Annotated in this window: 15 protein-coding genes; 11 read left to right on the top strand and 4 right to left on the bottom strand. The window is 64.2% G+C overall.

Translation table 11 applies throughout. From position 1 onward, the window contains the following. Positions 1-4: 4 nt before the first annotated feature. From JSS27_18680 to JSS27_18695, 4 genes are all read right to left on the bottom strand, one after another. Positions 5-3,142, bottom strand: a complete 3,138-nt coding sequence (locus tag JSS27_18680) for a hypothetical protein (protein MBS0210974.1) — start codon at positions 3,140-3,142, stop codon at positions 5-7. A 40-nt stretch (positions 3,143-3,182) separates the two neighbouring features. Continuing rightward, positions 3,183-3,599 (bottom strand): biopolymer transporter ExbD, encoded by a 417-nt coding sequence (locus JSS27_18685; protein ID MBS0210975.1) that lies wholly within the window; start codon positions 3,597-3,599, stop codon positions 3,183-3,185. Between the two features lie 61 nt (positions 3,600-3,660). Further along, the gene (locus JSS27_18690; protein MBS0210976.1) at positions 3,661-4,719 is read right to left on the bottom strand and encodes a MotA/TolQ/ExbB proton channel family protein; all 1,059 of its coding nucleotides are present in this window, start codon (positions 4,717-4,719) and stop codon (positions 3,661-3,663) included. Further along, positions 4,709-7,966, bottom strand: coding sequence for a tetratricopeptide repeat protein (locus tag JSS27_18695; protein ID MBS0210977.1), 3,258 nt, complete (start codon positions 7,964-7,966; stop codon positions 4,709-4,711). The genes JSS27_18690 and JSS27_18695 overlap by 11 nt, the downstream gene beginning before the upstream one ends. A 271-nt stretch (positions 7,967-8,237) precedes the next feature. Here JSS27_18695 and JSS27_18700 point away from each other — a divergent pair, with 271 nt between their 5' ends. The 11 genes from JSS27_18700 (at position 8,238) to JSS27_18750 (ending at position 26,385) form a co-directional block, all read left to right on the top strand. Beyond that, the gene (locus JSS27_18700; GenBank protein ID MBS0210978.1) at positions 8,238-9,224 is read left to right on the top strand and encodes a TerC family protein; all 987 of its coding nucleotides are present in this window, start codon (positions 8,238-8,240) and stop codon (positions 9,222-9,224) included. Positions 9,225-9,474: 250 nt separating this feature from the next. Beyond that, positions 9,475-9,924, top strand: coding sequence for a hypothetical protein (locus JSS27_18705; protein MBS0210979.1), 450 nt, complete (start codon positions 9,475-9,477; stop codon positions 9,922-9,924). 263 nt (positions 9,925-10,187) lie between these two features. After that, positions 10,188-12,593 (top strand): PQQ-like beta-propeller repeat protein, encoded by a 2,406-nt coding sequence (locus JSS27_18710; GenBank protein ID MBS0210980.1) that lies wholly within the window; start codon positions 10,188-10,190, stop codon positions 12,591-12,593. A 42-nt stretch (positions 12,594-12,635) separates the two neighbouring features. Then, positions 12,636-13,694 (top strand): MoxR family ATPase, encoded by a 1,059-nt coding sequence (locus JSS27_18715; GenBank protein ID MBS0210981.1) that lies wholly within the window; start codon positions 12,636-12,638, stop codon positions 13,692-13,694. After that, the gene (locus tag JSS27_18720) at positions 13,651-14,556 is read left to right on the top strand and encodes a DUF58 domain-containing protein (protein MBS0210982.1); all 906 of its coding nucleotides are present in this window, start codon (positions 13,651-13,653) and stop codon (positions 14,554-14,556) included. The genes JSS27_18715 and JSS27_18720 overlap by 44 nt, the downstream gene beginning before the upstream one ends. A gap of 207 nt (positions 14,557-14,763) precedes the next feature. Then, positions 14,764-16,923, top strand: a complete 2,160-nt coding sequence (locus JSS27_18725) for a VWA domain-containing protein (protein MBS0210983.1) — start codon at positions 14,764-14,766, stop codon at positions 16,921-16,923. Position 16,924: 1 nt separating this feature from the next. Further along, a complete protein-coding gene (locus JSS27_18730) occupies positions 16,925-19,300 on the top strand; it encodes a hypothetical protein (GenBank protein MBS0210984.1) in 2,376 nt (791 codons plus the stop codon). 56 nt (positions 19,301-19,356) lie between these two features. Beyond that, complete coding sequence (locus JSS27_18735; GenBank protein MBS0210985.1) at positions 19,357-23,184, top strand: hypothetical protein; 3,828 nt, start codon at positions 19,357-19,359, stop codon at positions 23,182-23,184. Next, positions 23,181-24,068: a hypothetical protein gene (locus tag JSS27_18740; GenBank protein MBS0210986.1), complete on the top strand. Its 888-nt coding sequence runs from the start codon at positions 23,181-23,183 to the stop codon at positions 24,066-24,068. Before JSS27_18735 ends, JSS27_18740 begins: the two co-directional genes overlap by 4 nt. 22 nt (positions 24,069-24,090) lie before the next feature. Further along, positions 24,091-25,128, top strand: coding sequence for a terpene cyclase/mutase family protein (locus JSS27_18745; protein ID MBS0210987.1), 1,038 nt, complete (start codon positions 24,091-24,093; stop codon positions 25,126-25,128). Between the two features lie 12 nt (positions 25,129-25,140). After that, the gene (locus tag JSS27_18750; protein ID MBS0210988.1) at positions 25,141-26,385 is read left to right on the top strand and encodes an NPCBM/NEW2 domain-containing protein; all 1,245 of its coding nucleotides are present in this window, start codon (positions 25,141-25,143) and stop codon (positions 26,383-26,385) included. Positions 26,386-26,571 lie beyond the last annotated feature (186 nt).

The raw sequence follows: 26,571 nt of genomic DNA on the forward strand, positions 1-26,571 counted from the left end.
ACCGTTAGCGCTCTTCCGGGCCTTCCAGGGTCTGGTAGATCGGCAGGTGCCGGTAATAGACTTCGAGCATCAGCAGGTCGAGCGCCGTGATGTAAATCCGCCCGCCGAATTCACCCCACCGGTCCGGCACCGGTCGGGCCGGGTCCCAACTGCCGGCCAGCGGACCTGACTGAACCTGTGAATCGACGAGCAACGTGCGGAGCGCGCCGTTCCACTGCTCCCAATACTCGCCTTGCATCTGGAACATCACCTGCGTCGCGTAGTACCAATAATACGCGTCGCGCTGACCCGACGGACGAGCGGCCGTGGCCCGGCCATACTCGGGGAGTTGCCGCCCTAGCCAGCGGGCCCCTTCGACCATGCTCGGCTGATCGCGTCGCCAGCCCAGGTATTGCCGCATCAACAACGCCTCGGCCGTCATCACGCGGCTCGGCTCGCGCTGCGAAGCTTGCGTGCTGCGCGGGCGATAAGCGTAATGAGCCGGATCGCCGCCGGCGCCCTGGGCTTCGTCGAGCCAGTGGCTCACCTTGGCGTAAGTAGTCGACGGCACGGCCAAGCCGGCCAACTCGCCGCTCTTTAATGCCATCACTTGCCAGCCCGAGACCGAAGTGTCGCTCCCCTGGCGCGGCGCATAACGCCAGCCGCCGTCGGTCGGATGTTGCGCCGCGATGATGAAGTTCAGTGCGTTCTGCGCCGGGGCGCGCAGTTGCGCGTCGCGCGTCATGCCGTACGCCTCGCACAGCGCGATCGACGCGATGCCGTGACTGTACAACCAGACGTTCAGCGCCGAACGCTGGTCTAGCGGCACGAACAAGTCGCCGTCGGGCTTCTGCCGGCTGACCAGGTGTTGCAGGCCGCGACCAACCACGTCGCGATACTTGCCGTCGGTGTGCGTGTAGCCCGCTCCCAGGAAGGCGAGCAAGGCCAAGCCCGTGCCGGCCGTGTTCGATTGCATGATCATGCCGCTCGGGTCGCCCGTCTCGGCGCCGGCGTTGAAAGCGTGCAGGCTCCAACTACCGTCGGCTGATTGCACGCGAGCCAAAAAGGCCAGCCCCAACTCGACCGCGCGTTCGGTCCCTTCGGTGCCTCCGTAAGCGCGGGCCGTCTCGCCACGGCGCGAGCGGTCGCGCTGCTTCAAGCCGGCCACGGCCGTGTCGCGCACGTGGGCGTCGACGGCTTGCTGGCCGCCGGCTTTTTCCAGGATCAGCCGCGGCGTGGCGGCGTGGACCACTTCGCTTTCGGGTCGCGCGCGGCGCAGTGGCACACCGGCGTCGGCCGCGGTCGATCCGGTCAGACCGCCGGCTTCGCCGGGAGTTTCGCTGCGTGACGGAGCGGGCTGGCCAATCGACGAGCGGGCCAGCGCGCCGCCGGCGTTCGACTCGATGGTGCTGCGACGTCCCATCCCGCTCGCCGGTCCCAAGGCCAACGCGCCGCGCGTGCCGGACGGGCGTGAATCGTTGCCGCCGGGCGAGCCCGTCGAGGGTCGCGCGGCCAGTTGCGGAACGCTGAGTTGTCCCATGCCGTCGCCGGCCGGGGCCGCGCGCTGCGGCGCGCCCCCAGCGCCGGGCATGGTGCGAGCGCCGACGTAGTCGCTGGGGCTGGCCGGTTCGTTGTCGGCCCCGTTGCGGACGGCGGCCATCGCGCCGGCCCCATGCAACAGACCAGCCGCTCCGCCCGCGCCGGTCGCTTCGCTTTGAGCGCCCGAGGCGCCGAACGAGCTGCCGGCACCCATCGGTCCCAGTTGTGTCGCGCCAGGCGCGCCCAAGCTGGAACCCGCCGCCAACTGCCCGGCCGCGCTCGATGCGCGCTGGCCAAAGCTACCCGGCGCGGCTTGCAACTCGCCGGCGGCTTGCGAACCGGTCGTACCTGGCGAGCCGGCCGAGGCCTGGCGATGGCCGGCGGTGCCGTGCATGCCGACGACGGCCGGGGCGCGTTCTTGCGGCATGGTAGCGGCTTCGGCGCCGCTGATGCCGTGCGTGCGGATCATCGGTTCACCCGCCGCGGTCGGTTGACCGGCGCCGGGGAGCGTGGCCGTGCGCGAAGGGGTGGCCGCCGGCGCGGCGACCGAGGCGGGAGCGTTATTCATCGCGGCGGTCATCGGCGCGGCGGTCGTCTGGGATGCGGCGCCCGTGAAGCGGCCGGTCGGTTCCAGCGGGCGAACCGTGGTATCGCGTGTGACCGTGGGATTGTTCAACGTCGGCACGGCGGCATTCGGTTCGGCCATCACCGGCTGAGAACGCTCTTGTCGGTTGAGCATGGCCAGTTCCAGCCGCGTGTTCATTGGCTGCTGGGCCGAGCTGGCTTGCCGATCGGGAAGCTGCGGTGTCGGCGCGGCGCGCTGGGACAATTGCGTTTGCGCCTCGGGCATGTTCGCTTGTGGCGTGGCCGAGGCGGCCTGACGCTGAGTCTGCGCTGGGCTCAGGTCCTCGTGTGCCGTGGCCGCCGACCGCAGCACCGTGGCGCGCTCGGCCGGCGACAGTTGCGGCTCGGGGCGGACCATCTCGGCGCGTTTCTGCTCGGCTTGCTGCTCGGCGCGGCGCGGGGCCGACACCTCGGCGCGGGCCAGCTCGAGCGGCTGGGCCTGCTGCTCGGCTTTCTCTTGCTTTTTCATCTCGCGTGGCCGCGTGACCTGCTCCTCGGGCTGCGACTGGCGTTCCTCGGCCTTGGTCGCCACGCGCTGCGGGTTGGCCTCGACCGGCTCCTGGAACATTTGCAACTCGTTGGGAGTCGCTTCGTGCGCGTCGGGGGTGTGATAGTCGGGCATCAGGACCGGTTCGTAAGGCCGGGCCACGATTCCTTCGTCATTGACATGCACTGGCTGGATTTCCCAGCGATACAGCCCCAGCGACATCACCAGATGGATCACCAGGCTGAGCAGCAGCGCCAGTTGCATGCGACGCTGGATGTGCGCGCTGATCAAGCGGGCTGCGCCGATGACCAGCAGGGTCACCAGCGCGAGCGCCCCGAGTTGCGCCCAGGCGTTTTGCCAAATGACCGTCGACTCGAAATCGCCGTGGGCGGCGATCACGCCCCCCGAAGCCGCCGCCAAGAGCACCAGCAACAGATTGACCGGCCAGCCGCGATCGTCGAAATCGTCGATCGCGGGCAAGTGCGGCGCGTGGCTGGTGGTGTGGGGCGACATGGCTGGTGGCGTGGAACGCCGGCTCGACGAACTTGATTGCTTAGGTGACCGGGGCGGTCGTGACGCGATAGTCCCGAATCTTGGCGCGGTTGCACAGGTTCATCACCGCGGCCACGAACTCGAAGGGCACGCGCTTGTCGGCGCGGATATAGACGGTCTGGCGGCCGGGATTGTCGGCCGAGGATTTTTGCAGCACGCCCAGCAGTTGTTGCTCGTTGAGGTGCTGGCCGTTGACGATGAACTGGCCTTGCTGGTTGACGTTGATGAACAGTTCCTTGGGGCGGGCGGTGATCGGCATCGCCTCGCTGGCGTCGGGAAGGATGACGTTCATGTCCCGCTCGGCTTCCTCGAACTGGGTCGCCACCAGAAAGAAGATCAGCAGCAAAAAGACGCAGTCGATCATCGGCGTCATATTGATGCCGCCCGAGACGAACCCTTTGTTGATTTGCACAGGCATGGAGGTGTCAGCCATTCAGGGCACAAGCGATCCAGACAGCAAAAATGTCTCAGGCAGTGGACTAGTTGGCGACCACGGGGGGTTCGGGCGTCACGGGGGGAGCCGGCGGCGGCGCGGCCGCGGCGCGCTGGACATCGCTGGTGCGAGCCACACGGAGCTTGCCTTCGTAGCGTTCCAATTGCGGCAAGAGCGAGCTCAGCAGCTCGTCGATGTCCTGGAATAAAACCTGGATGCGTCCTTCGAAGTAGTGGGCAAAGACCGAAGCCGGAATCGCCACCACCAGCCCGCCGAACGTGGTGATCAACGCGGTGTAGATGCCTTCGGCCAGGTATTGGTACTTGTTGGCGCCGGCGCCAAGGTTGGCCGCGTCGAAGAAGCAGCGGATCATCCCCTGGACCGTGCCGAGCAACCCCAGCAAGGGCGCTACGCTGACCGCCAGGTTGATCGTCCGTACGTTGCGATACAGCTTGGTCGCTTCGCGGTTGCTGGCTTCGGCCACGGTGTGCTCGACTTCGGAGTGCGGACGGCCGACCTTGAGTAGCACCGACCGCAGCACGTTGGCGGCGGCCGACGGGAATTGCTGACAAAGCTGGTACGCCGCCCGCGGGTCGAGTCCGCCGGGCTTCGACGCCAACTGGTTCAAGCTATCGACCAACTGCGCCGGAATGACCCGACCGCGGCGCAGGCCGAAGAGCCGTTCGATGGCCAAGATGATGACCAGCACCGAGAGGAGCGTGATGGGGATCATCAGCACGCCACCCTTCAACCAGTAAAGTTGGAACATCGAGTGAATCTTGTCGCCGACTTTCTCTTCACTGGCGGGTTGGGCCGCGGCTGGCTTGGCCTTTTTGCCGGCGGCGAGGGCGGCCTCGGCTTCACGCTCGGCCTGGCGCTGACGCTCGACGTCGACTGGGGCCGTGCGCGCCGGCGGGGCAGGGGCCTGGGCTTGGACCGAGATGCTTAGGCCGGCGAGGGCGCACGCCAGAATCAGTGCGGCCAGGCTGCGACGCCGTTTACCCTCCCCCAGCCCCTCCCTGGAAGGGAGGGGTGCTTGTTGGGCGCGCTTCACGCCGGCGCCTTCGGGCGGTGCGCATCGTTGATCGTTCACGTCAGTTCGCATTGCCGAGTTCCTTGAGTCGATCCTGGGCAAGCTTCGCTTGCTCGCTGTTCGGGAATTTTTCGACCAGCTCGCGGTACGAGCGGCGAGCCTGGTCGGGTTGTTTCAAGACTTCGAAGCAGCGGCCCGTTTCATAGTGGGCCGCCGCTTGCCAGCGCGGACTGTCGTAGGTCAGCACGCGGAAGTAGTTCTTGATCGCTTGCTGGTGTTCGCGGCGCTCGAAGTGGATTTCCCCCATCATGAATCGCGCTCGGGCCGCGACTTCATCGCCCGTCAGCTCGGTGACTTCTTCAAAGTGCTTCAGTGCGTCGGCCGGCTTGTCGAGCGATTGTTCCGCCACGGCTTGCTCGTACAACAACTCGGGGGCATAAGGCCCGCGCGGGTCAAGCGCCAGGCCGGCCTGCACGCTTTGCAAACTTTGCTTCCACTGTTTCAGTTTCGCGGCCGCCTGGCCCGTGTGCAGCAGCGACAAGACCTTCATCCCGGGAGCTTTTGGCTCCTGAACCTTGGCATACAGGGCCAGAGCTTGCTCGAACTGATCTTGCTTGAAGAACGTCTCGGCTTCCATGAAAGCCGCGTCGGCCGAGAGGTCGCCTTTGGCAAATTGCTGCCGCTGCTTCTGGAACGTCGCGCGGGCCTTTTCGTAATCGCCTTGGCGGAAGTACGACCAGCCCAGGCGGTGCAAGATCGACTCGGTCAACGACGACTCACCGGCGCGCGTCAACGCCGAGGCGTACGCCTCGGCAGCGCGGCTGAACTCTTCGGCCTGGTAATAGTGGTCGGCCAGTTGGCACTGGGCCTCGGCGAACAGGGGGCTGTCGGGAAACTTCTTGACCAGTTGCTGGAAGGCGTCGAGCGAATCCTTTTCGCGGCCGGCGTTCTTGGCGGCCCAGGCCAACTCGTTCCAGGCCCGATCGGCGCCGACGTATTTGGCATCGTCCTTCAACAACTTCTGAAACGTGTCGATCGCCGCGGGCAGTTGCTCGGCCGCCACCAGGCACAACCCCAGGTTGTAGCGCGCGTCGGAACGCTCGGCCGTCGTCGGCTTGGTGTCGAGGAACGCCTGGAAGTCGCCAATCGCGCGCTGGTAATCCTTCAGGCTGTAACGAGCCACGCCGCGCGCGTAGAGCGTGCGGGCCGCGACGTCGGCGACCGGCTTGGCGGCCAGCAGTTGGTCATAGGCCGCGACCGCGTCCTTGCCATTGCCTTGCGAGAAGAGCGCCCAGCCCAAGCCGTAGCGGGCCTGCGGCGCGAGGGGGCTGTTGCCGAATCGCTTGAGCAACTCTTGATAGTGTTGCACTGCGGCTGGAAGATCGTCGGCGGCATAGGCGTATTCGGCCGCGCGGAAGTACAGCTTGTCGGCCACCGGCCCGGACGAGAACTCTTGCATGCCGCGCTGCAACATCGCCCGGGCGCGCTTCAGGTCGTTCTTGTCGCGCGCAATCTGGGCCAGCAGCAACAGCGTCTCGTCGGCTTGCTTGCTCTGCGGCGCGGCGGCCAGCGACGCCTCGAGGGCCTCGGCCGCTTCCTTTGGCTTCTTCTGCTGCAGGTAGCTATTGCCCAACAGATAATAAGCCTGGGCGTTGGCGTCGGCCGTGGCCAGCTTGCCGGCCAGCGGCTTCAGCGCCGAAACCGCGTCGGAATACCGCTCGCCCAGCGACAGCGCCAGCCCGCGACGCAGCGACCAGGTCGGCACCTCGGCGTGCTGGGGATAGTCGCGCAGCAGCTTGCCGTAGTCGGCTTCGGCCCCTTTGAAGTCGCGGGCCAGGAGCTTGCTCTCGGCCGAGACATAGCGCACGGCGGGCACGAGTTCGTGCTGGGGATACTGCTTCAGAAACTTTTGGCTGCGCGAGGCCGCGGCCGAGTAATCGTTTTGCTTCAAGGCGCAGAACGAGGCCATGTACAGAGCCTCGGCCGCCAGATCGTGCTGCGCGTGCTGCTCGGCCACGGCGTTGTAAGCCGTCGAAGCGTCCGCGAGCCGAGCGGGCATTTCGTACAGCGCGTCGGCGCGATCGAGCATCAGCCGCGCGGCCCAAGTGCTCTTGCCCGCTTTCTTCAGCGCTGCATCGACGCGCTCGGCGGCCTTGGCCGGTTGACCTTCGCGGAGGTACGCGCGGGTGATCCAGTGAACTGCTTCCCACGATGCGTCGCTGTCACCGGCGGCCAGCGGCTCGAACTCAACACGCGCGTCGGCGAACTTGTCGTCCAGGAACAAGCACTTGCCCGCAGTCATGCGCGCCGTCGGCACCGACGACGATTGGGGGTAGCGATTGATCAGGTCGCGATAGAGCGAGGCAGCTTTGGCGTATTGCTTCTGTTCAAAGCGGGCGTCAGCCTGACGGCGCAGGGCGTAATCGGCCGGGCCAAACCCCTGGGCCGCGGCTGCTGTCGCGAACAGCGGCTCGGCTTCGGCCGGCTTGTCCAATTGCATCAGCGCGTCGCCGCGGCGCATGGTCACTTCGGTAACCAAGCGATGTTGCGGGTAAAGCTGCAAGAAGGCGGCAAAGTTATCCGCGGCTGGCTGAAAGCGTTCCAACTCGGCCTGCGTCACACCCAGCGCGTACCAGGCGTCGGGCGCTAACGTGTCGTCCGGAAATTGCTTGACGAACTCGATGTAGAACTTCACCGCGTCGGTCTTGCGGCCGGCGGCATAGGCGGCTTCGCCTTGATAGAAGATCGCCTGGGGCAAGTATCGCCCCTGGGGATACTTCTGGGCCAGCGTGGCCAGGGTTTGTTGCGCGCGGTCGAGCATGTCGGCCTTGCCTGACTGGCCGACGTTGTATTGGGACAACCCTAAGTAGTAATACGTGGCCGGCAGCAGATCGAGCTTCTCGCCGTCGGTGGTCTCGGCCACCAGCGCGCCGGCCGGAAACTTCGCCGCGTCGTCGAGCAGCTTCTGAAACGTGGCCGCCGCGTCGGCGTACTGCTTGAGCTTGAGCTGGCACACGCCCAGGTAATGTCGAGCCCTGGGCGCCAACGGATCGGCACCCTGCTTGGCGACGAACTTGGTCCATTCTTCGGCGGCCAGGTCGAACTGGTCCCGGTTCTGCAACTGAACCGCCGTGGCGTACAGCCGAGTGGCGGCTTCGCTGCTCCCGCTGGCCGCCCCGGCCGCGGCATCGCCAGCGGGCTTGCCCGGGTTGCCCGCCGGGGCCTGGGCGTGCGCGTTCAAGGTCAGCAGGCTGGTGAACAACCCGGCCAGCAGCAGACGAACCGACAGACGGCATGAGGAATCGAGATACTTCGGCATAGCGATCTACATTCTAGGCAGGGGAGGGCCAGCCAGGCTGGCCGAGGGGGCACGAAGCAAAGCCACGATCAGCCCCGCTGAGGCCGCTCGGAATACTCCTTTTTACCGTACCTGAACGGGCGAGTGCAAATCTTGCCCCGGTCGCGACTTGCTACGCGGTTGCCGACCTGAGGCGAGACTTCTATGATGGCGGCCGCAGCCCATTTTCCGGCCAGATAAGGTCGGGGCAGCAATGCCGAATCACCAAGAGGAAACCGCCGCTTTGAAACCGATGGAAATCGACATTCCGGTGTCGTATTGGATTGCCTTTGGCCTGTTCGTCACCGTGATGCTGGTACTGGACCTGACGGTCTTTCACCGCAAATCGCACGAGCCGACCACCCGCGAGTCGTTTTTCTGGACGGTTTTCTGGTGCAGCCTGGCGGTCGGATTCGCTGGCGTGGTCTGGTGGATGTACGACAAGCAGCAGCCGGGCATCGGCTGGGACAAGGCGGTGCTGTTCATCTCGGGCTATCTGACCGAGTGGTCGTTGTCGATGGACAACGTGTTTGTGTTCGTGGTCATTCTGACCCACTTCAAGATTCCGCTGAAGTACCAGTACCGGGTGCTGTTCTGGGGCATCCTGGCGGCCGTGGTGATGCGATTGGTGTTCATTGTCGTCGGCGCCGCGATCGTCGAGCGGTTTGAATGGGTGCTCTATCCGCTGGGGGCGTTCTTGATCTACACCGGCGCGACGCTGGTGTTCAAGGAAGATGAAGTCGACCCCGAACAGAGCAAGACGTTGATCTGGTCGCGCAAATTGTTGCCGGTGGCCCCGGGCGATCACACCGTACACGGCGAAAAATTCTTCGTCCGTCACGAAGGCAAGCTGATGTGCACCACGCTGTTCCTGGTGCTGTGCGTGATCAACATCACCGACATCGTGTTCGCCGTCGACAGCGTGCCAGCTATTTTCGGCATTATTCCCGACGATACGTTCCTGATCTTCACGTCGAACGTGTTCGCCATCTTGGGGCTGCGGGCGCTATACTTTCTGTTGGCCGATTTCATGGGGATGTTCCATTACTTGAAGTACGGGCTGAGCGGCATCTTGATCTTTGTCGGCGGTAAGATGGTCATCAAACACTGGATTCAGATTCCCAATCTGATTTCGCTGTTGGTCATTGGCGCCTTGCTGGCGCTGTCGATTGGGGCCTCGATGATGTTTCCGCCCTACAAGGAAGAAGAGCACGCCGGGGCAGGGGGCGGGAAGTTGTAAACAGGTCAACCACTGGGTGGCCCAGGTGCTTGCACCTGGGCGGCCGAAGACCGCAAGAAACCTCGGGCAGCGGTTTCACCAGGTGGTGGCTCGCTTTCATGGTTGGCGCGGCGATCGAGGTTTCTTGTTGCTGCGCAACACCGGTTGCAGAGCAACCGGTGCTACCCGATGACTTGATCATTGACTCATCCTGATTCGCACTGGTGGACAAGCCACCAGTGGCACCCTGATACCAGGCTCGACGAGAAACGTGACTGGCGAACCACACGTTATCCGGTTGCGGGGGCCTTGGCGGTACGAGCTGCCCGAGGGAGCAAGCTTGCCCGAGTTGGCGGGTGTGCCGCTGCCTCGCACCGGGACGCTCAATCTGCCGGCCGAGCGATGCCGATTGCACGACCTAGGCTACTCCGGCCCGGTGACTTACCGGCGGCGATTTCACACGCCGACGGGTTTGGAACCGGGCGTGCAGGTGCTCCTGGTCATTGCCGAATCGAACTGCGCCGGCGCAATCCTGCTGAACGGCAAATCGCTGGGGAACCTCGCTACAAACACGACGTTCACCTCGCCGCCGGTCGAGCAACTGCTGGCCGCGCACAACGAAGTCGTTCTTCACATCTCCGCTCCGGGCGAAATGCCCGGGCAGGTTTACCTGGAAATCCGGGCGGCGAACCTCTTGGCTGGCGGAACCAGCTTCCCATAACTCGCCATCCTGCATATAGTTATGTGAACGCGCCGGCGTCTGGCCCGATCTGTGGGTTGCCCGACGACGACGCATGCCCGATGGTAAAGCATCTTGGCTGTCGTCCGGGCTCCCGGGCGTTGGCCCACGGGAACCGTTCCGACCCGAGAACTGTCAGTAATAGATGACGGTTCGAAGGTGGAATCGGGGACGACCGCAAGGAACGAGAAATCGAGGGCGATTAGATGGGCCCGGAGCGGCGCAGCCACGGTTGGCTCGCACTGTTGGTTACCCTGGGATGGCTGGCCGGACTTTGTGGTCCGGCCCTGGCACAGCCTGGCTTTGGTCAAAGCCAGTTTGAACTGTCCGGCAATGTTCACCTGCCCGAGATCGATTCCGCCACGCGGCAGCACCTGAATCGCGTCGAAGCGTTGATCAATAACCGCCAATGGGACGAGGCGGTCGACACCCTGCAACAGGTGATGGAGAACCAGGCCGACCATGTGGTGTCGGTCGATGGGCGTCTGTACCTGAGCGTCCGCGACTTCTGCCAGTGGAAGATCAGCCAGTTGCCCGAGGAAGCCCTGGCGGCCTATCGCGGCCGGGTTGACCCGCTGGCCAAGGTCTGGCTCGAACAGGGGCAATCGTCGCGCGATCCCGCGCCGCTCGTCCAGTTGCTCGACACGATGTTCTGTAGCAGCTACGGCGACTCGGCATTGCTCGCACTGGGGGACCTGGCGCTCGAGCGGGGCGAAACCGGCGTCGCGGCTGATTACTGGCGTCGGCTGATCGAATCGCCTCCGCACAAAGTCTCGCGCGAGAACTTCAACAAGCTGCTCGAAGCGGCTGACGTCAACGACGCCCAGCGCGAACTGCTGAACACCCACTACCAGGCCGACCCGGCGCGCGATGGCAAGTGGCTGAACCTGAAAGCTGTGGTCGGAGATCGCCGCGGAATTGATACCGACCTGATCGCGGTGGCGAGATTGTTCCGCGAGCACCGGCTGAGCGATCCCTGGCTGGTTTATCCGGGAACCGATTTGCCGCTCGCGGAAGTGTTGGCGCGATTGGTGCTGGTCGAGATTCTCGAACGCTCGGACCAGGCCCCGCAACTGGTAGAATGGTTTGCCCGCGAGCATGGCAACGCCGAGGGGCGCTTTGCGGGACGTGTTCAGCCGCTGGCCGCGGCGCTCGAAACCTTATTGAAGCAAAGCACCGATTGGCCGCGAGCCAGGCCGCAAACCGACTGGCCGACGTTCGCCGGCGCGCCGTCGCGGTTGTTCATCGCTGAACCGACGCTGCAGTTGCGCAAATGGGCCTGGAAGATCGCGCTGCCCAAGCCGACCGAAAACGGCATGCACGTCAGCGAGTCGCGCTACGATCAGTCGAGTTACTTTCCCGTGGTGGTCGGGCGAACAGTATTCGTCGCCACGGCCACCCAAATCGACGCCTACAACCTCGACACCGGGGCGCCGGCTTGGGGAACGGCGGCAATCTTTGAAGACCGTGACACGACGCAGAACTTCAACATGGGACGCCCGCCGCTCGGCGTGGCCCGCTACACGTTGACGGCCCACGACGGCAAGCTGTTCGCGCGAATGGGTTCGCCCGTCACCAGCAGCTCGCCGCAAAGCCAGCGCTCTCAGTCACACCAGAGCTACCTGATCTGCTTGGACCTGGAACGGGAAGGAACGCTGCTCTGGGACACGCGGCTGATCGAGCCGCTGGAAGAGCGCTGGAGCTACGACGGCGTGCCGGTGTCGGACGGGCGAAATGTGTACGTCGCCATGCGGCGGAGCGAAGTGCATCCCAAGGCGTTCGTGGCCTGTCTCGACGCGCAAACCGGTCGCCAGCGCTGGCGGCGCGAAGTTTGTAGCGCCGAAACCCTGGCCCAAGGCACGAACGACGAAATCACGCACAACCTGCTGACGCTGCAAGGGGGCGCGCTCTACTTCAGCACGAATCTCGGCGCGATCGCCTCGTTGGCGACCGGCGACGGGCGCGTCCGCTGGATCTATCGCTATCCGCGCTATCAGGGAAAGATTCAGATCACGAATCCGCCGGTGAACTTCTGTCGCGACCTGACTCCTTGCGTGTACGACCGGGGGACGATCTATGCCGCGCCAGCCGACAGTTCGCACGTGATGGCGTTGAACGCGACCACCGGCGAGTTCTTGTGGCAGACGTTCGACATCAACGACGCCCAGGTTCACTTGCTGGGCGTGGCGCAAGGAAACGTGATCGCCACGGGCCGGAACATGCGCTGGATCGAAATCGCCACCAATGGCAAGATCGGTCCCTTCTGGCCCGACATGCCGCGCGTCAACGGGCGCGCCGGCTATGGGCGTGGCTTGCTTTCGGACGGGCGCGTCTATTGGCCAGGCATCGATCCCATTCAAGGGCAAAGGATTTATGTCTTTGACCAGGCCAGCGGTCGACAAGTGGCGCAGCCCATCGAATTGACCATCGTGCGCGAAGCGGCAGCGGGAAATCTGATCGTGGCCAGCGACCATTTGCTGGTGGTTTCGCCCGACTCGATTTATGCTTTCCCGTTGTTGGGCGTCGGCGATGTCGCGGGCGCGGACAAGCCAGCCGACGAGGAATCATCGAACGCCCCCGCCAAGCCCCCCCAGTCCGACGCCCCCCAGCCTGAACCGAAAGGCGCCACGCCCGCCACGCCACGCCCCTAGCCCCTTCGACGTTTCCAAGCACCACCCTGGTGAAAGCTAACTATGTCGTTCGCAGAAGACGATCTCCAAGCGGTTTCCCGGCTCAAGAAAGCTCACGAGCAAATCACCTCGGAATTGGGCAAAGTCATCGTCGGCCAGCAACAGGTGATCGAAGAGTTGCTGATCGCGATCTTTGCTCGGGGACACTGCTTGCTAGTGGGCGTGCCGGGCTTGGCCAAGACGTTGATGATCCGCACATTGGCCGAGACGTTGTCGCTCGATTTCAGCCGCATTCAATTCACGCCCGACCTGATGCCGGCCGACATCACCGGCACGGAAGTCATTCAAGAAGACAAGTCGACAGGCAGCCGATCGTTCAAGTTCCTCAAAGGGCCGATCTTCGCCAACGTGATCCTAGCCGACGAAATCAACCGCACGCCTCCCAAGACCCAGGCCGCGCTCTTGGAAGCGATGCAAGAGCACCAGGTCACGGTCGGTGGCCAGCGGCACCGGCTCACCGAGCCGTTCTTCGTCTTGGCCACGCAGAACCCGATCGAGCAAGAAGGAACCTACCCGCTGCCCGAGGCGCAGCTGGACCGGTTCATGTTCAACACCTTCGTCGACTATCCGAGCGAAGAAGAAGAGCTGCAGATCGTCAAGCGGACGACGGTCGAAGCCACGCAACAACTTTCGCCCACTCTGTCGGCCGACGACATCCTGCACCTGCAACACCTGGTGCGCAAGGTGCCGGTGGCCGATCACGTGGCCCGTTACGCCTTGCGATTCACCCGCGTCACGCGCCGCAACCAGGACGATACGCCCGACTTCATCAACGACTATGTCAGTTGGGGCGCCGGCCCGCGCGCCAGCCAGTACCTGGTGCTGGGGGCCAAGTCGCGCGCCGTGCTGCACGGACGCTACCACGCCACGTGCGAAGACATTCGCGCGGTCGCGGCGCCGGTGCTGCGACACCGGATCATGACGAACTTCAACGCCGAAGCCGAAGGGATCAAGCCCGACTGGATTGTCCAGCGGTTGTGCGAGACGATCCCGTCGCCCGAGGAACAGGTCGCCGAACGTGGAAACTTACCAGAAGTATTTCGATCCGCGGACGTTGGCTAGCCTGGAAGGGCTGGAGCTGCGCGCGAAACGAATTGTCGAAGGCTACGTCTCCGGCGTCCATCGCAGTCCGTATCACGGCTTCTCGATCGAATTTGCCGAACACCGCGAATACGTTCCCGGCGACGACTTGCGCTTCGTCGACTGGAAGGTGTTTGGCAAGACCGACAAGATTTATCTCAAGCAGTTCGAAGAAGAAACCAATCTGATCAGCTACATGCTGCTCGACACCAGCGAGAGCATGCGCTATCAGAGTTCGCAAGCCGCGATGTCGAAGTTGGAGTACGCCCAGTGCATCGTGGCGGCGCTGTCGTACCTGGTCTTGCAACAGCAAGACAGCGTCGGCCTGGTGACCTTTGACCGCGAAGTGCGGAGCTTCGTTCGGGCCAGCGGCAACCCGTCGCACCTGAAACAGTTGCTCCACGTGATGAGCAACGCCGCGGCCGAACGCAAGACGCGACTGGGGCCCGTGCTGCACGATCTGGCCGAGCGGCTCAAGAAGCGCGGCGTGGTGCTGGTGCTCAGCGATTTCTTCGACGACGTGCCGGCCATGCTGACCGGACTGAAGCACTTCCGCCACCGGCGGCACGAAGTGATCGTGTTTCACATCCTGGACCCAGCCGAGCTCGATTTTCCGTTTGACCGGATGACGTTGTTCAAGGGACTGGAAGAGTGGCCCGATCTGTTGACCGACCCGCGGTCGCTGCGCAAGGCGTACCTCGAAGAGTTCGGCGCGTTCCAAAAGCAGCTTCGCGTCGGCTGTCGGAACGCCGGCATCGACTACTTCGAGATGCGCACCGACCAGCCGTTGGACATGGCCCTGACCACGTACCTGACGCGACGGATGATGCAGTACAAGATGTGAGGGAGAAGTTGCTGGTTGCGAGTTCCTAGTTGCTAGTTTTTGTCCGTTGTCAGTAGTCAGTTGCACTCGTTTGCTGGCCTTCCTCACAACTGACAACGGACCACTGACAACTGACACGAGTTTGAAAAACGCTCAGAGTCACTTTTGATTACGCCATTCGTAACCCCTGTACCGGCCCTGTGGCTCCCCCTCGCTTTCGTCGAGAGCATGGGGACGTTGTTGGCTTGGGGCGGGCTGGTGGCGGCGCCGCTGCTGTTGCACCTGCTCAGCCGGCGTAAGTACCGCGAGGTCCAATGGGCCGCCATGCAGTACCTGCTGGCGGCGATCAAAAAGAACTCGCGCCGAGTGCAGATCGAACAGTTGATTCTGTTGCTGCTGCGAACGCTGGCCGTGGCTTGCATCGTGCTGGCCGCCGCCAAACTGTTCTTCGAGAACAGCCCGATCGCCGGCAGTTCGCATCAGCGGACGCACCGCGTGATCGTGCTGGACGCTTCGTATTCGATGGCCTACAAGCCCGCCGATCGCAGCCGCTTTGAGTCGGCCAAGCAGCTCGCCGAGAACATCGTCCAGCAAGGAACGCAAGGTGACGGCTATTCGCTGGTCCTGCTCGGCGCGCCGCCGCGCGTGGTCGTGGGGAATCCAGCCTTTGAACCACGCGACTTCCTGGAAGAACTGAAGAATATCCACCTGGCCCACACCGGCGCCGACTTGTCGGCCACGCTGCAACAGGTCGAGCAAGTCATCACCGCCGCCAAGACCGAGCATCCACGACTGGTGGCTCGCGAGATTTACTTCCTGACCGATCTGGGGCGCAACACGTGGCAGCCCGACCTGAAGGAAACCAGTGCCGACGACTTCCGCGCCCGCAGCCAGCGACTGGCCAAGGAAGCGCGACTGGTCGTGCTCGATCTGGGGCAGCCCACGTGGGAGAACGTGGCGGTTACTGGCATTCAGTTGGCCGATTCCACGCTGGCCACGGCGCGCGACGCCACGATCGAAGCCGAGATCAAGAACTTCGGCAACCAGTCGATTACCCGGCTGCCCGTTGAATGGTACGTCGATGGCCGCCGCGCCGGTCAGGACGCGGTCGATCTCGACGCCGCTGGCCGCGCCACCGTGGCGCTGACCCACCATTTCGACACGCCGGGCGATCACTCGATCGAGGCGCGGCTCGCCAGCGATCTGTTGCCGGTCGACAATCATCGCTGGCTCTCGCTGCGCGTGAAGCCCCAGTTGCGAGTGCTCTGTGTCGGCAGCGGGCAGTCCGACGGTTATCTAGCGCCGGCCGAGTATCTGGCCCTGGCGTTGCGTCCCGACGACGATCGCGCCGACAGCAGCGACATTCAATGCGACGTCCTCGGCGAAAGCTCGCTGGCCGACGCCGATCTGGCGTCGTACGACTGTGTCTTCCTGGCCAACCTGGGGCAATTCACCGCCAGCGAAGGGACGTTGCTCAGCTCGTACGTGGCGCACGGCGGGAACCTGGTCTGGTTCCTGGGCGAGCAAGTCCAGCTCGACTCGTACAACCGCCGGCTGTGCAGTCTCGATACCGGCGCCGAGCGGGCCCTGCCGGCGCGCCTGACGGGCTTTGCCCCTGCCGGACAGTACATGTTTGATCCGCTCGACTACCAGCATCCGCTGCTGGCCGCTTATCGCGGGCGCTCGGACCATACGTTGCAAGCCACGCTGGTCACGCGGTATGTCAAAGCCGAACTGCCGCCGCTGTCGAAAGCCCGGGTGGCGCTCGCCTATGAAAATGGCGACCCGGCGATCATCGAAGAAGCGATCGGCCGCGGACGGAGCATTCTGGTCACCACCAGCGCTGACCGTTCCTGGTCGGTCATGCCGTTGATTGGCAGCTTGAACGAACTGGTTTACGAGATGCTCGGCTGGGTGGTCCATCCGGCCGCGCCGGAGCGCAACCTGCTGGTCGGTCAACCGATCGGCGACACGCTCCACGGCCAGGCGGTGGCGGCCAACGTCCAGTTGCACATTCCCGGCGGCGAGCAGCAGCAACTCCGCCTGAACATCGACGGCGACTACAGTGTCTGGTCGTTTGCCGACACGCAACTCAGCGGCCTGTACAAGGCGGAACTTCCCAGCCCCTGGGGCGTCGAAAGCTTGTCGGCCGTGAACGTCGACACTTCCGAAAGCGACCTGACGGCCGCCGATCCGACGGAACTGTCGGCCAAGTTGTGGGCCGGCGTCCCGTTCACGCACCTGACCGATTGGCAAGACATCGCCGAAGCCGCCGCCGACGCGGCGCCGCGCCGGCATGTGTTGCAGGTTTACCTGTTGTCGATCGCGATCATTTGCCTGCTGGCCGAGACGTTCCTGGCTTGGCGCTTTGGCACACGGGGCGCCTGATATGCAAGAACACCTTTCGCAATGGTTCGTCAACTTGTTGGCCCGGCTGGCCGGCGTGCCCGAAGCGCGCCCGGGCGAAGGGATCAACGTGCGCGTGGTCTGGTCCTGGCCGCTGCCGCCGTGGCTCACGTTGATCGTCGCCGTCGCGGTCGTCGGGCTAGTGGTCTTCTGCTATCTGCGCGAGCGCGGCACGGCCAACCCCGCCGTCCGCTGGATGTTGACCGGCATGCGGTTATTGATGCTGCTGTGCATGGCCTTCATGGTGTCGCAGATCAAGCTCCTGCCCGAGCGAACCGGCTTGCCCTACTTCGTCGTGTTGCTCGACGATTCGGCCAGCATGTCGATCGCCGATCGTTACGACGACGAGCAGATGAACCGCAACCTGGCTGACAGCTTGAAACAGGTCGGCCTCGACGAGCCAACGCGCTGGAATCTGGCCCGTTCGATTCTGCTGGGGCACGACCACCGACTGCTCGACGTGCTCGGCGAGCGGTACAAACTCAAGCTCTATCTCGTCGCCGACACCCTGCGACCACTGACCGGCGAGTTGGACAAAGTCGCCGCCGACCTCCGCGAGCAGAAACCAACCGGCGCCTCGTCACGCTTGGGCGAAAGCGTCCGCTCGGTGCTCAACGAGCTGCGCGGGACGCCGCCGTCGGCGATCCTGTTGTTGAGCGATGGCGTGGTGACCGAAGGGCCAGCGCTGGGCGAAGCGGCGCAATACGCCCGCCGCAAGGGAGTGCCGCTGTTCACCGTGGCTCTGGGGAGCCAGAACCCGCCGCGCGATGTCGAGCTGGCCGACTTGCTGGTCGACGAAGTGGCGTTCGTCGACGACGTGTTGAACTTCGAGTGTACGCTGACCGGTTCGCGGATGGCGGGACGCTCGGTGCAAGTCCGCCTGCGCGAAACCGGCGACGCCGAGGTGCTGGCTTCGGTCGATGTCACGATTGGCGCTGATGGCCGCCCGCAAAAGGTCCGCGTTCCCTACCGGCCGACCGAAGTGGGCAAGTTTGAATACATTGTCGATGTCGAGCCGTTGAACGATGAAGTCAGCTCCGAGAACAACCGCTTGTCGCGCGTCGTCACGATCCGCAAGGAACAGGTCCGCGTGCTGCTGGTCCAGGCCTATCCGAACTTTGAATACCGCTACCTGAAGCAGATGTTGCAGCGCGACTCGACGATCGTGCTGAAGGCGGTGTTGCAGGAAGCCGACCCGGAATACGCCGAGTTCGACCAGACAGCGCTGCGCGTCTTTCCGGTGCGGCGCGAGGAGCTGTTCGAGTACGACGTGCTGATCCTGGGGGACATCGACCCGGCCTTCTTCAGCTCGTCGGCCTTGCAATACATCGAGCAATTCGTCACGCAAAAGGGGGGCGGCGTCGTGCTGATGGCCGGCCCGCAGTACATGCCCTGGGCCTATCGCGACACGCCGCTGGCGACGTTGATCCCGGCCGACTTGACCGACGGCCAGCCCGAGACGCCGGCCACGAACCTGGGCTACCAGATCGAACCGACCGAACTGGGGAACTCGCTCTCGTCAATGCAGCTTGGCAACACGCCGCAAGAGACGGCGGAAATCTGGCGCAATCTCCCACAGTTGTATTGGCTCAGCCAATTGCACGAGTGGAAACCCGGCGCGCGCGTCCTGGCCCAGGCGCGGTTCGACACCGAATCGATCCCGGCCCTGGTGTTGCAGCACACTGGCGCGGGCAAGGTGCTATTCCACGCCACCGACGAAACGTGGCGCTGGCGCTGGCGCGTGGGGGATGTCTTCTTTGCTCGTTATTGGGTGCAGACGTTGCGGTTCCTGGCGCGGTCAAAACTGTTGGGACAGGATCTGCAGGTCGAAATGGCCGCCGACCGGCAACAATATCGCCGTGGCGACTCGGTTCGCTTGCGTGTCCGCTTTCTCGACGAACGCCGGGCGCCGGCCGAAGACGACGGCGTGGTCATTATGGTCGAGCAACAAGGGCACCCGAATCGGCGCGTGACGCTGCGGCGCAATCCGACCTATCGCGGCGTGTTCGAAGGCAGCGTCAGCAAACCCTCCGACGGCAAGTACCACGCCTGGGTCACCGTGCCGGCCATCGAGCACGGCACTGCGGCGGCCGATTTCACCGTGGTCGCTCCCCCCGGCGAGTTCGAACGGCCCCAGGCCGACCTGGTCGAAATGAAGCGCGTGGCGACCGACACCAAGGGACATTTCTACACCGCCAGCACCGCCAACCGGCTGATCGACGATTTGCCCCAAGGGCATCAGACGCCGCAAGAAACGCTGACAATGCACGAACTGTGGAACAGTCCCTATCTGCTTGGCGTGCTGTTTCTGCTGCTAATTGGTGAGTGGATTATCCGCAAACTGGTAGGGATGCTCTAAGAATCGCCAAGCGTACAATGAGATTGGTCCGCGAACCCTAGCGACGGTTACACACCATGCACCTGCTCACCAAACGGCTCGAAGCACTGCGCCGGCGGCTGCGGCGTTTGCTGCTGGGCTATGCGCTCGGCTGGTGGATCGTAGCCGTCGTGGGTATCGGCACCATATTGGCTGCCGCCGATTACCTGATTGGGTTCCACGATCCGGGCTTGCGGGTGATGTCGTCGCTGGCGTTGTTGGCGGCGCTGGTAATTCCGGCCTATCGGCTGGTGTGGCGATTGGCGCGCGAGCGATTCGGCGACGTTGACCTCGCCTTGCGCATCGAACGACGCTATCCCGAGCTGCGCAGCCGGCTGGCCAGCGCCGTCGAGTTCCTCGACGACCCCGAAGCGGAAGAAGCTGGCTCCCCCGAGATGCGCCGCAAGGCGGTGCATCAGATGTGCGAGGAGTTCGTCCGGGTCGACCTGCAACCGGTGCTCGACGTGCGCCCCACCCGCCGCGCCTTGGTGGCCGCGGCCATTGTGCTGGTTTTGGCTTCGGCCTTGGCGCTCGAGAATCCGGCGGCGACCGGCACGGCGCTCGCGCGCTTGGCGCAACCCTGGGGGGGACCGGCCTGGCCCCAGCGCAACCATTTGCAACTCTTGAAGCCGATCGAGCGCGTGGCCCTGGGCCAGCGCTTTGAGGTCGAAGTCGTCGACCCGACCGGCGTGACGTTGCCCGACGACACGCGGATCGTCTATCGCCACACCGCCGCAAATGGCGCCGTGAACGAGCGGGTCGAACCGCTACAGCGCGTCGGCGATCGGCAAATCGCCACCCAGGAACAAGTCACGCGGCCATTCCAGTATCGCGTGCTCGGCGGCGACGACGAGTCGATGACCTGGATCAATCTGCAAGTCATCGAACCGCCCCAGGTCGAACGCCTGACCTCGACGGTGCGTTATCCCGTGTACACGTCCTTCCGCGACACGCAAGCCGAGGGTCAGATTCGCGCCCTGGTCGGTTCACGCGTGGCCCTGTCGGGTACGGTCAACAAACCAGTTCGCTCGGTGACCCTGGTGCGCCCGAACGAACCCGAGATCAAGCTCGACGTTGCCGAGGACGGGCTTCATTTCGACTGGTCGCTGGAGCGCGAGCCGGCATTCCTGGTCACTAAGGGCGGCCCGTTCACGCTCGACTTGGAAGACCGCGAAGGTTTTCACGGCGGCCTCGACGTGCGATATGAAGTCGTCGCCACGACCGACCGACCGCCGACGGTGACGCTCGAACTGCCCACCGCCGATGTGTACGTCACGCCCGAGGCTGAAGTGCCGGTGCGCGTTTCGGCCAAGGACGATTTGGCATTGAAGACGATGCGACTCCTCTGGCAGCGCTCGGAAGACGCCAAAGGCGCGCCGACCGAGCTGTCGCTATTCACCGGGCCCGACCAATTGCCCGCGGGTGACTTTGCCGCCACGGCCGCCGCAGGGCATTCGGCGTCGGTTGACCACCGTTGGGGCCTGAGCGAGTGGAAACTGAAGCCGGGCGTGTCACTGACGATTCGCGCCTCGGCCATCGACTATCACGGGGCCGAGGCGCAAAGCCCGACGCGGCGTGTGATCATCGTCTCGCGCGATGAACTGCAGGACCGGCTCTCGGATCGGCAAAGCGCCATCTTGGGCGAGTTGGCCCGGATGCTCAAGTTGCAACAAGACGCGCGGCAACGAGTCGCCGGGCTGCAAATTCAATTGGACCAGGCCGGCCAGGCCAGCAAGCAAGACGTCGACCACCTGCAACAAGCCGAGCTGACCCAGCGCAAGGTGCAACAAGGGATCGGCAAGCCCGAGACCGGCCTGCCGTCCCAGGTGAAAGAGCTGCTCACCGATCTGGAGAACAACAAGATCGAAAGCGTTGACGTGGCGGCTCGGCTCGACGACTTGCTCAAGGCGCTGGAAGGACTCGGCAAGGAACAGTTGCCGACCATCGCCGGCGAGTTGACCACCGCGCTCAAGGAGTTGCAAAGTCAGCCGGGCGAATCGCGCGGCGGCGCGAACGACAAGCCCGCGACGAGTGACCAGAAGCCGGCGGAAAACGACCAACAGTCGCCAGCGAAGCAATCCGGCGGCAAACAATCCGGCGATCAGCAGCAGGCCGGCGACAAGCAGCAATCTGGCGACAAGCAATCGGCGGGCGACAATAAGCCCAGCGGCGAGTCACAGCAGGGTAAGCCCTCGGCATCAGGCAAGCCCAGCGGCAAGCAGCCGCCGGCCGCGAATAAGCCAACCGACGTCGCGCGCAGCGCTCTGGCCGAGGCGGGCGCCAAGCAGGATGAAACGATCGACACGCTGGAACAGATGCTCGGCCAGCTTTCCGAGTGGGACAACTACCGCCGCTTCCATCGCGACGTGGGGCAACTGCGCCGCGAGCAGGAACAACTGGCCCGCGACACCGAGCAAGCCGCCGCCAAAACGCAAAGCAACGACCTGAAGAATCTCAAGCCGCAGCAACTGGCCGACCTGAAGAAGCTCGGCGCGCGGCAATCGGCCCTGGCCCGCAATCTCGAAAAGCTCGAACAGCGGATGCAGCAGATGGGAGACCAGCTGCGCGAGAACGACCCGCTGGCGGCGACAACCCTGGAAGACGCGCTGCATCAGGCTCGACAGCAACAACTGGCCGGCCAGATGCGCGAAGCCGCTCGCCAGGTCGAACAGAATCAAACCGGCCAGGCCTCGGCGGCCCAGCAGCAAGTGCAGAAGGGGCTGGAGTCGATGCTCGACGTGCTGGCCAATCGCCGCGAGCGCGAACTGGGACGCCTGGTCAGCAAGCTGCGCGAGGCGGAAAACCAGCTTGCCGATTTGCTCAAACGACAAGAAGGGCTGCGCAAGAAGATGAACGAGGCGGCCAAGATCGCCGACCCAAAACAGCGCGATCAAGAACTGCAACGACTGACCAAGGAGCAGAAGCAGCTTCAAGCCGAAGCCGAGCGGATGGCTCGCTCGCTGCAGCGGTTGCAAGCCGACAAGGCCAGCCGCAGCGCCGGCAAGGCCAGTTCGAAGATGGCCAAGGCCGGCCAGCAAGGCGAATCGGGGCACAGCCAAGATGCCGCCGAACAGGCGAAGCAAGCTGAGCAGGATTTGGCCGAAGCCCAGAGCCAGCTCGCCCAGCAGCGCAAGAAGGCCGAGCAGGATTTGGCCAACGAGTTGATGGCCAGCATGGAAGACACCTTGCGCGCTGTGCGCCAACAGCAACTCAAGCTGCACGAGGACACCCGGCACTACGACGAGATCGCCCAAACCGAAGGAGGCCTGAAGCGGGCCCAGTGGCAAAGCCTGCGCGAGTTGGGCCGGGCGCAACGCGCCTTGTCGGGCAAGTCGACAGGCATCGCCGAGCAATTGGGGCAGGGGGCGCCGGCGTTCGATCTGGCCTTGCGCGACGTGGCCCGGCACATGACCCGCGCCGCCGAAGGGCTCGACCAACGCATCACCGGCGAGCCGACGCAGCGGCCCCAGCAAGACGCCGACAAGCGGCTGGCGCAACTGCTCGACGCATTGAAGCCCGACAACAACGCCGACCAAAAAAAACAGCAACAGCAGCAAGGTGGCGGAGGCGAGGGGGGCGGCAAGGACAGCCGCCCGCGCGTCGACCTGTCGGAGTTGAAGCTGCTCAAGCTGATGCAGCAAGGAGTGAACGACCGGGTCCGGCAATTGACCGATCAGCTCGGCGCCCGCAAACCGACCAAGGAACAGCTCGACGAGATTACCGAGCTGAGCCGGCAGCAAGGCGAGATTGCCGACCTGCTGTTGGAGATCACCAAGCCGGCGGCCGATCCCGAGAAGGACAACCTGGACGACGATTTGAAGAAGATGATCGATCCCGAGCGCAAAGCCGGCGAGGTGCAGCCATGATGTGGCGATTATTGATCGGCGTGGTGCTCTTGGCGACGTTGTTCAGCGTCGCCCCGCGCACCCAGGCCGACGACCCCGCGGCCAAGCCCGAAGCACCAGCGACAAAGCCTGAGAATACCGGCAAGGCCGAGGCGGCCAAGCCCGCGGCCACAAAAAAGCCCGCCCAGCCCGCTGCGTCGCTAGACGACGACTTGCTTGACGCCTTGGGAGGCGACAGCAAGAAAAAGCCGCTGACGCCGGCCGAAAAGCCGCAACCCAAGAAGCCCTCGGGAGCAAGCGCGCTCGACGACGATCTGCTCCGCGAACTTGGCGACGATGGCAAATCGAAGCCCAAGACCGACAAGAAAGATGAAGGGGCCGGCCCCGGCGGCGGGGCAGAAGACAGCGACGACCCGTTGGTCAAGTTGAACCGTCAGATGCGCGACGCCCAGCAACGTCTGGCCCAGGCCGAGACCGACGAAGCGGTCCAGAAGCTGCAACAGGACATCGTCAAGCAGCTTGAAGAGCTGATCAAGCAAGTCCAGCAACAGCGGCAGCAACAGTCGAGCAGTTCGTCCATGTCGCAATCGAAGCGCAGCCAACAACGCGAGCAAGTCGCCCAGCCGCAAAAGCAGCAAGGCCAAGCGAACCAGGGGGGCAAGCGCCCCTCGCAACAACCCGCCCGCGACAGCACGGAAGGGCTCGCCAAGCGTGAGACCGAGAAAGTCGACGCCAAGAAGCTGGACGACGCCCTGAAAGACATCTGGGGCGAGCTGCCGCCGCGACTGCGTCAGCAAATGCTGCAAGGTTCGACCGAAAGGTTTCTGCCCAAGTACGAGTTGTTGATCGAACAATACTTCAAGGCCCTGGCCGAGCGCAAGAAGGGCTCGACCTCGCGCCCCTAGGCGAACAACGACAGGGACGGCCATGACTACCATCTTGCTCCGTGGCGCGCTGGCGTGCGTGTTGCTCGGCATTGCCGCGCAGGCCCGGGCGTTCGACGAAGACCCCGAGCGCACGGCCGTGGAGTTTGTCACCCCCGAGACCGAGCGCGCCGTCGAGCGCGGCCTGAGCTTTCTGGCCAAGCAACAACTCGAAGACGGCTCGTTCGGCAACGGCGGCTACAGCAAGGACGTCGCCGTCTGCGGCCTGGCCGGCATGGCCTTCATGGCCAGCGGCAGCACGCCGGGGCGCAGCCGCTACGGGGCCGAGGTTGACCGCTGCGTCGCCTTTATCATGGACAATTGCCAGGACAGCGGGTTCATCAACGTCTCGCAACAATCGGTTAGCCACGGCCCGATGTACGGGCACGGTTTCGCCACGCTGTTCCTGGCCGAAGCCTATGGCATGACCCAGCGCACGGCCATTCGCGACAAGCTGGCCAAGGCAGTTGAGTTAATCATTAACACACAAAACTCGGACGGTGGCTGGCGCTATCAGCCCGTGCGGCGCGATGCCGATCTGTCGGTGACGATCTGCCAGGTGATGGCGCTGCGCGCGGCGCGCAACGCCGGCATGTTCGTCCCCCACGACACGATCGATCGCTGTGTCGGCTATGTGAAGCGCAGCCAGAACCCCGACGGCGGCTTCATGTACATGATCCAAGGTGGCCAAAGCGCGTTCCCGCGCTCGGCGGCCGGCGTGGTCGCGCTGTACAGCGCCGGCATCTACGAAGGGCCCGAGGTCGAGCGTGGGCTACACTACATGATGGAGAATCTACCCCGCGGCGGGTTCTTCAACCGCGAGAGCCATTACTTCTATGGCCATTACTACGCCGTCCAGGCCGCCTGGCACGCCGGGGGCGAAAACTGGCGGCGCTGGTACCCGGCAATTCGCGATGAGCTGCTGGCTCGCCAGCGCGACGACGGCTCGTGGATGGATTCGATCTGCCAGGAGTACGGCACGGCGATGGCCTGCATCATCCTGCAAATTCCCAACAACTACCTTCCTATTTTCCAGCGCTGAGAAGAATCGCGTATGAAGTTTGGCGCTGGATTGATGCTGCTGGCGGCGCTGCTTTGCGCAAGCGCCGCGCGAGCCGAGGAGTTGCCGCGGCTCTTGCCGCTGGTTGGCAAAAGCGTGCCGGCGTCGCTGGTGCAACTTTCCGCCGAGGGGCAAGGGCGTTGGCAGCCGGTGAGTGGCGAGCCAATTGACCGGCCGCTGGCTGAAATCGTCTCGTGGGGCGCGCCAGCCGAGTTGGTGCATGGTCCGGTCGTGTTTCTGATTGATGGCAGCTGGATCTCGCCCGGGCTCTCGCCGCCGGTGACCAAGCCGGCCCAGTTGCTGCGCTGGTCGAAAGATCGCTTGACACTCCAACGCAGCGAACTGGGGCAGCTCAGCTTGCCGATCGAAATGGTCCGCGGTGTGCTGATTCAATTGCCCGGCGACCGGCAAGCGCGCGACAAGGCGATCAATCGGCTAATAGCCGACGGTCAGCCGCGCGACACCGAAGGGGACCAAGTCCGGTTGGAAAACGGCGACCAGGTCGTCGGACCGATCACCGCCTGGGACGATCGACAGCTAACGGTCAAGGTGGGCGAAGCCGATCGCGCGTTCTCGCTCGAACGGTTGCAGTCGGTGGTGTTCGACCCGGCTTTGCTGGCGCGGCCGACACCACTGAAATCGCGCATGCTGGTCGGACTGCGCGATGGTTCGCGAGTGCTCGTGTCACAGATCGAGCGCAAAGAACAACACGTGCTGCTGACGCCGGCCAAAGGGCTGCTTAACGATTCGCAGCAATACTGGATCGCCACGGCCGAAAGCCTGGTCAGTCTGCAACCGCTCGACGGGCCGGCGAAGTATCTGTCGGACATGACGCCCGAGGGGTATCGGCACTTGCCCTACCTGTCGGTCGAGTGGCCGTACGAGCGCGATCGGAATGTGCTGGGGACGCAACTGCGGGCCCGCCGGCGGCTGTACGCCAAAGGAATCGGCATGCACAGCACGTCGCGGTTGACGTTCAAGCTGGACGGCACGGCCCGGACGTTCGAGAGCGAGATCGCCATCGACGATGCCGCGCGCGGCGGCGGCAGTTGCCGCTTCCGCGTGTTTGTCGATGCCGCAGAAAAGTTCGCCAGTCCCGAGATCACCGGCGGCGACGCCCCCGTGCCGGTTCGCGTCGAGTTGGGCGACGGGAAACTGTTGAGCTTGATTGTCGATTTCGGTGACCGGGCCGATGAACTCGACTACGCCAATTGGCTGAATGCTCGGCTTGTCCCCTGATTCGACATCATTGGGGTAGCACCGGTTGCTCGCCAACCGGTGTCGCGCCGCGACAAGAGGCGTCGGACGCTGCGTGCAACAACGAAGCAGCACACAACCCTTGCGTGCTTTTGCTCGTTCCCTCTTGCAGGCTGCGCCTGCCCAGGTAGACGAGCTACCTGGGCTACCCAAGGCAGGAGCAAACTC

This window comes from Planctomycetota bacterium, assembly GCA_018242585.1.
Taxonomy (GTDB): domain Bacteria; phylum Planctomycetota; class Planctomycetia; order Pirellulales; family PNKZ01; genus JAFEBQ01.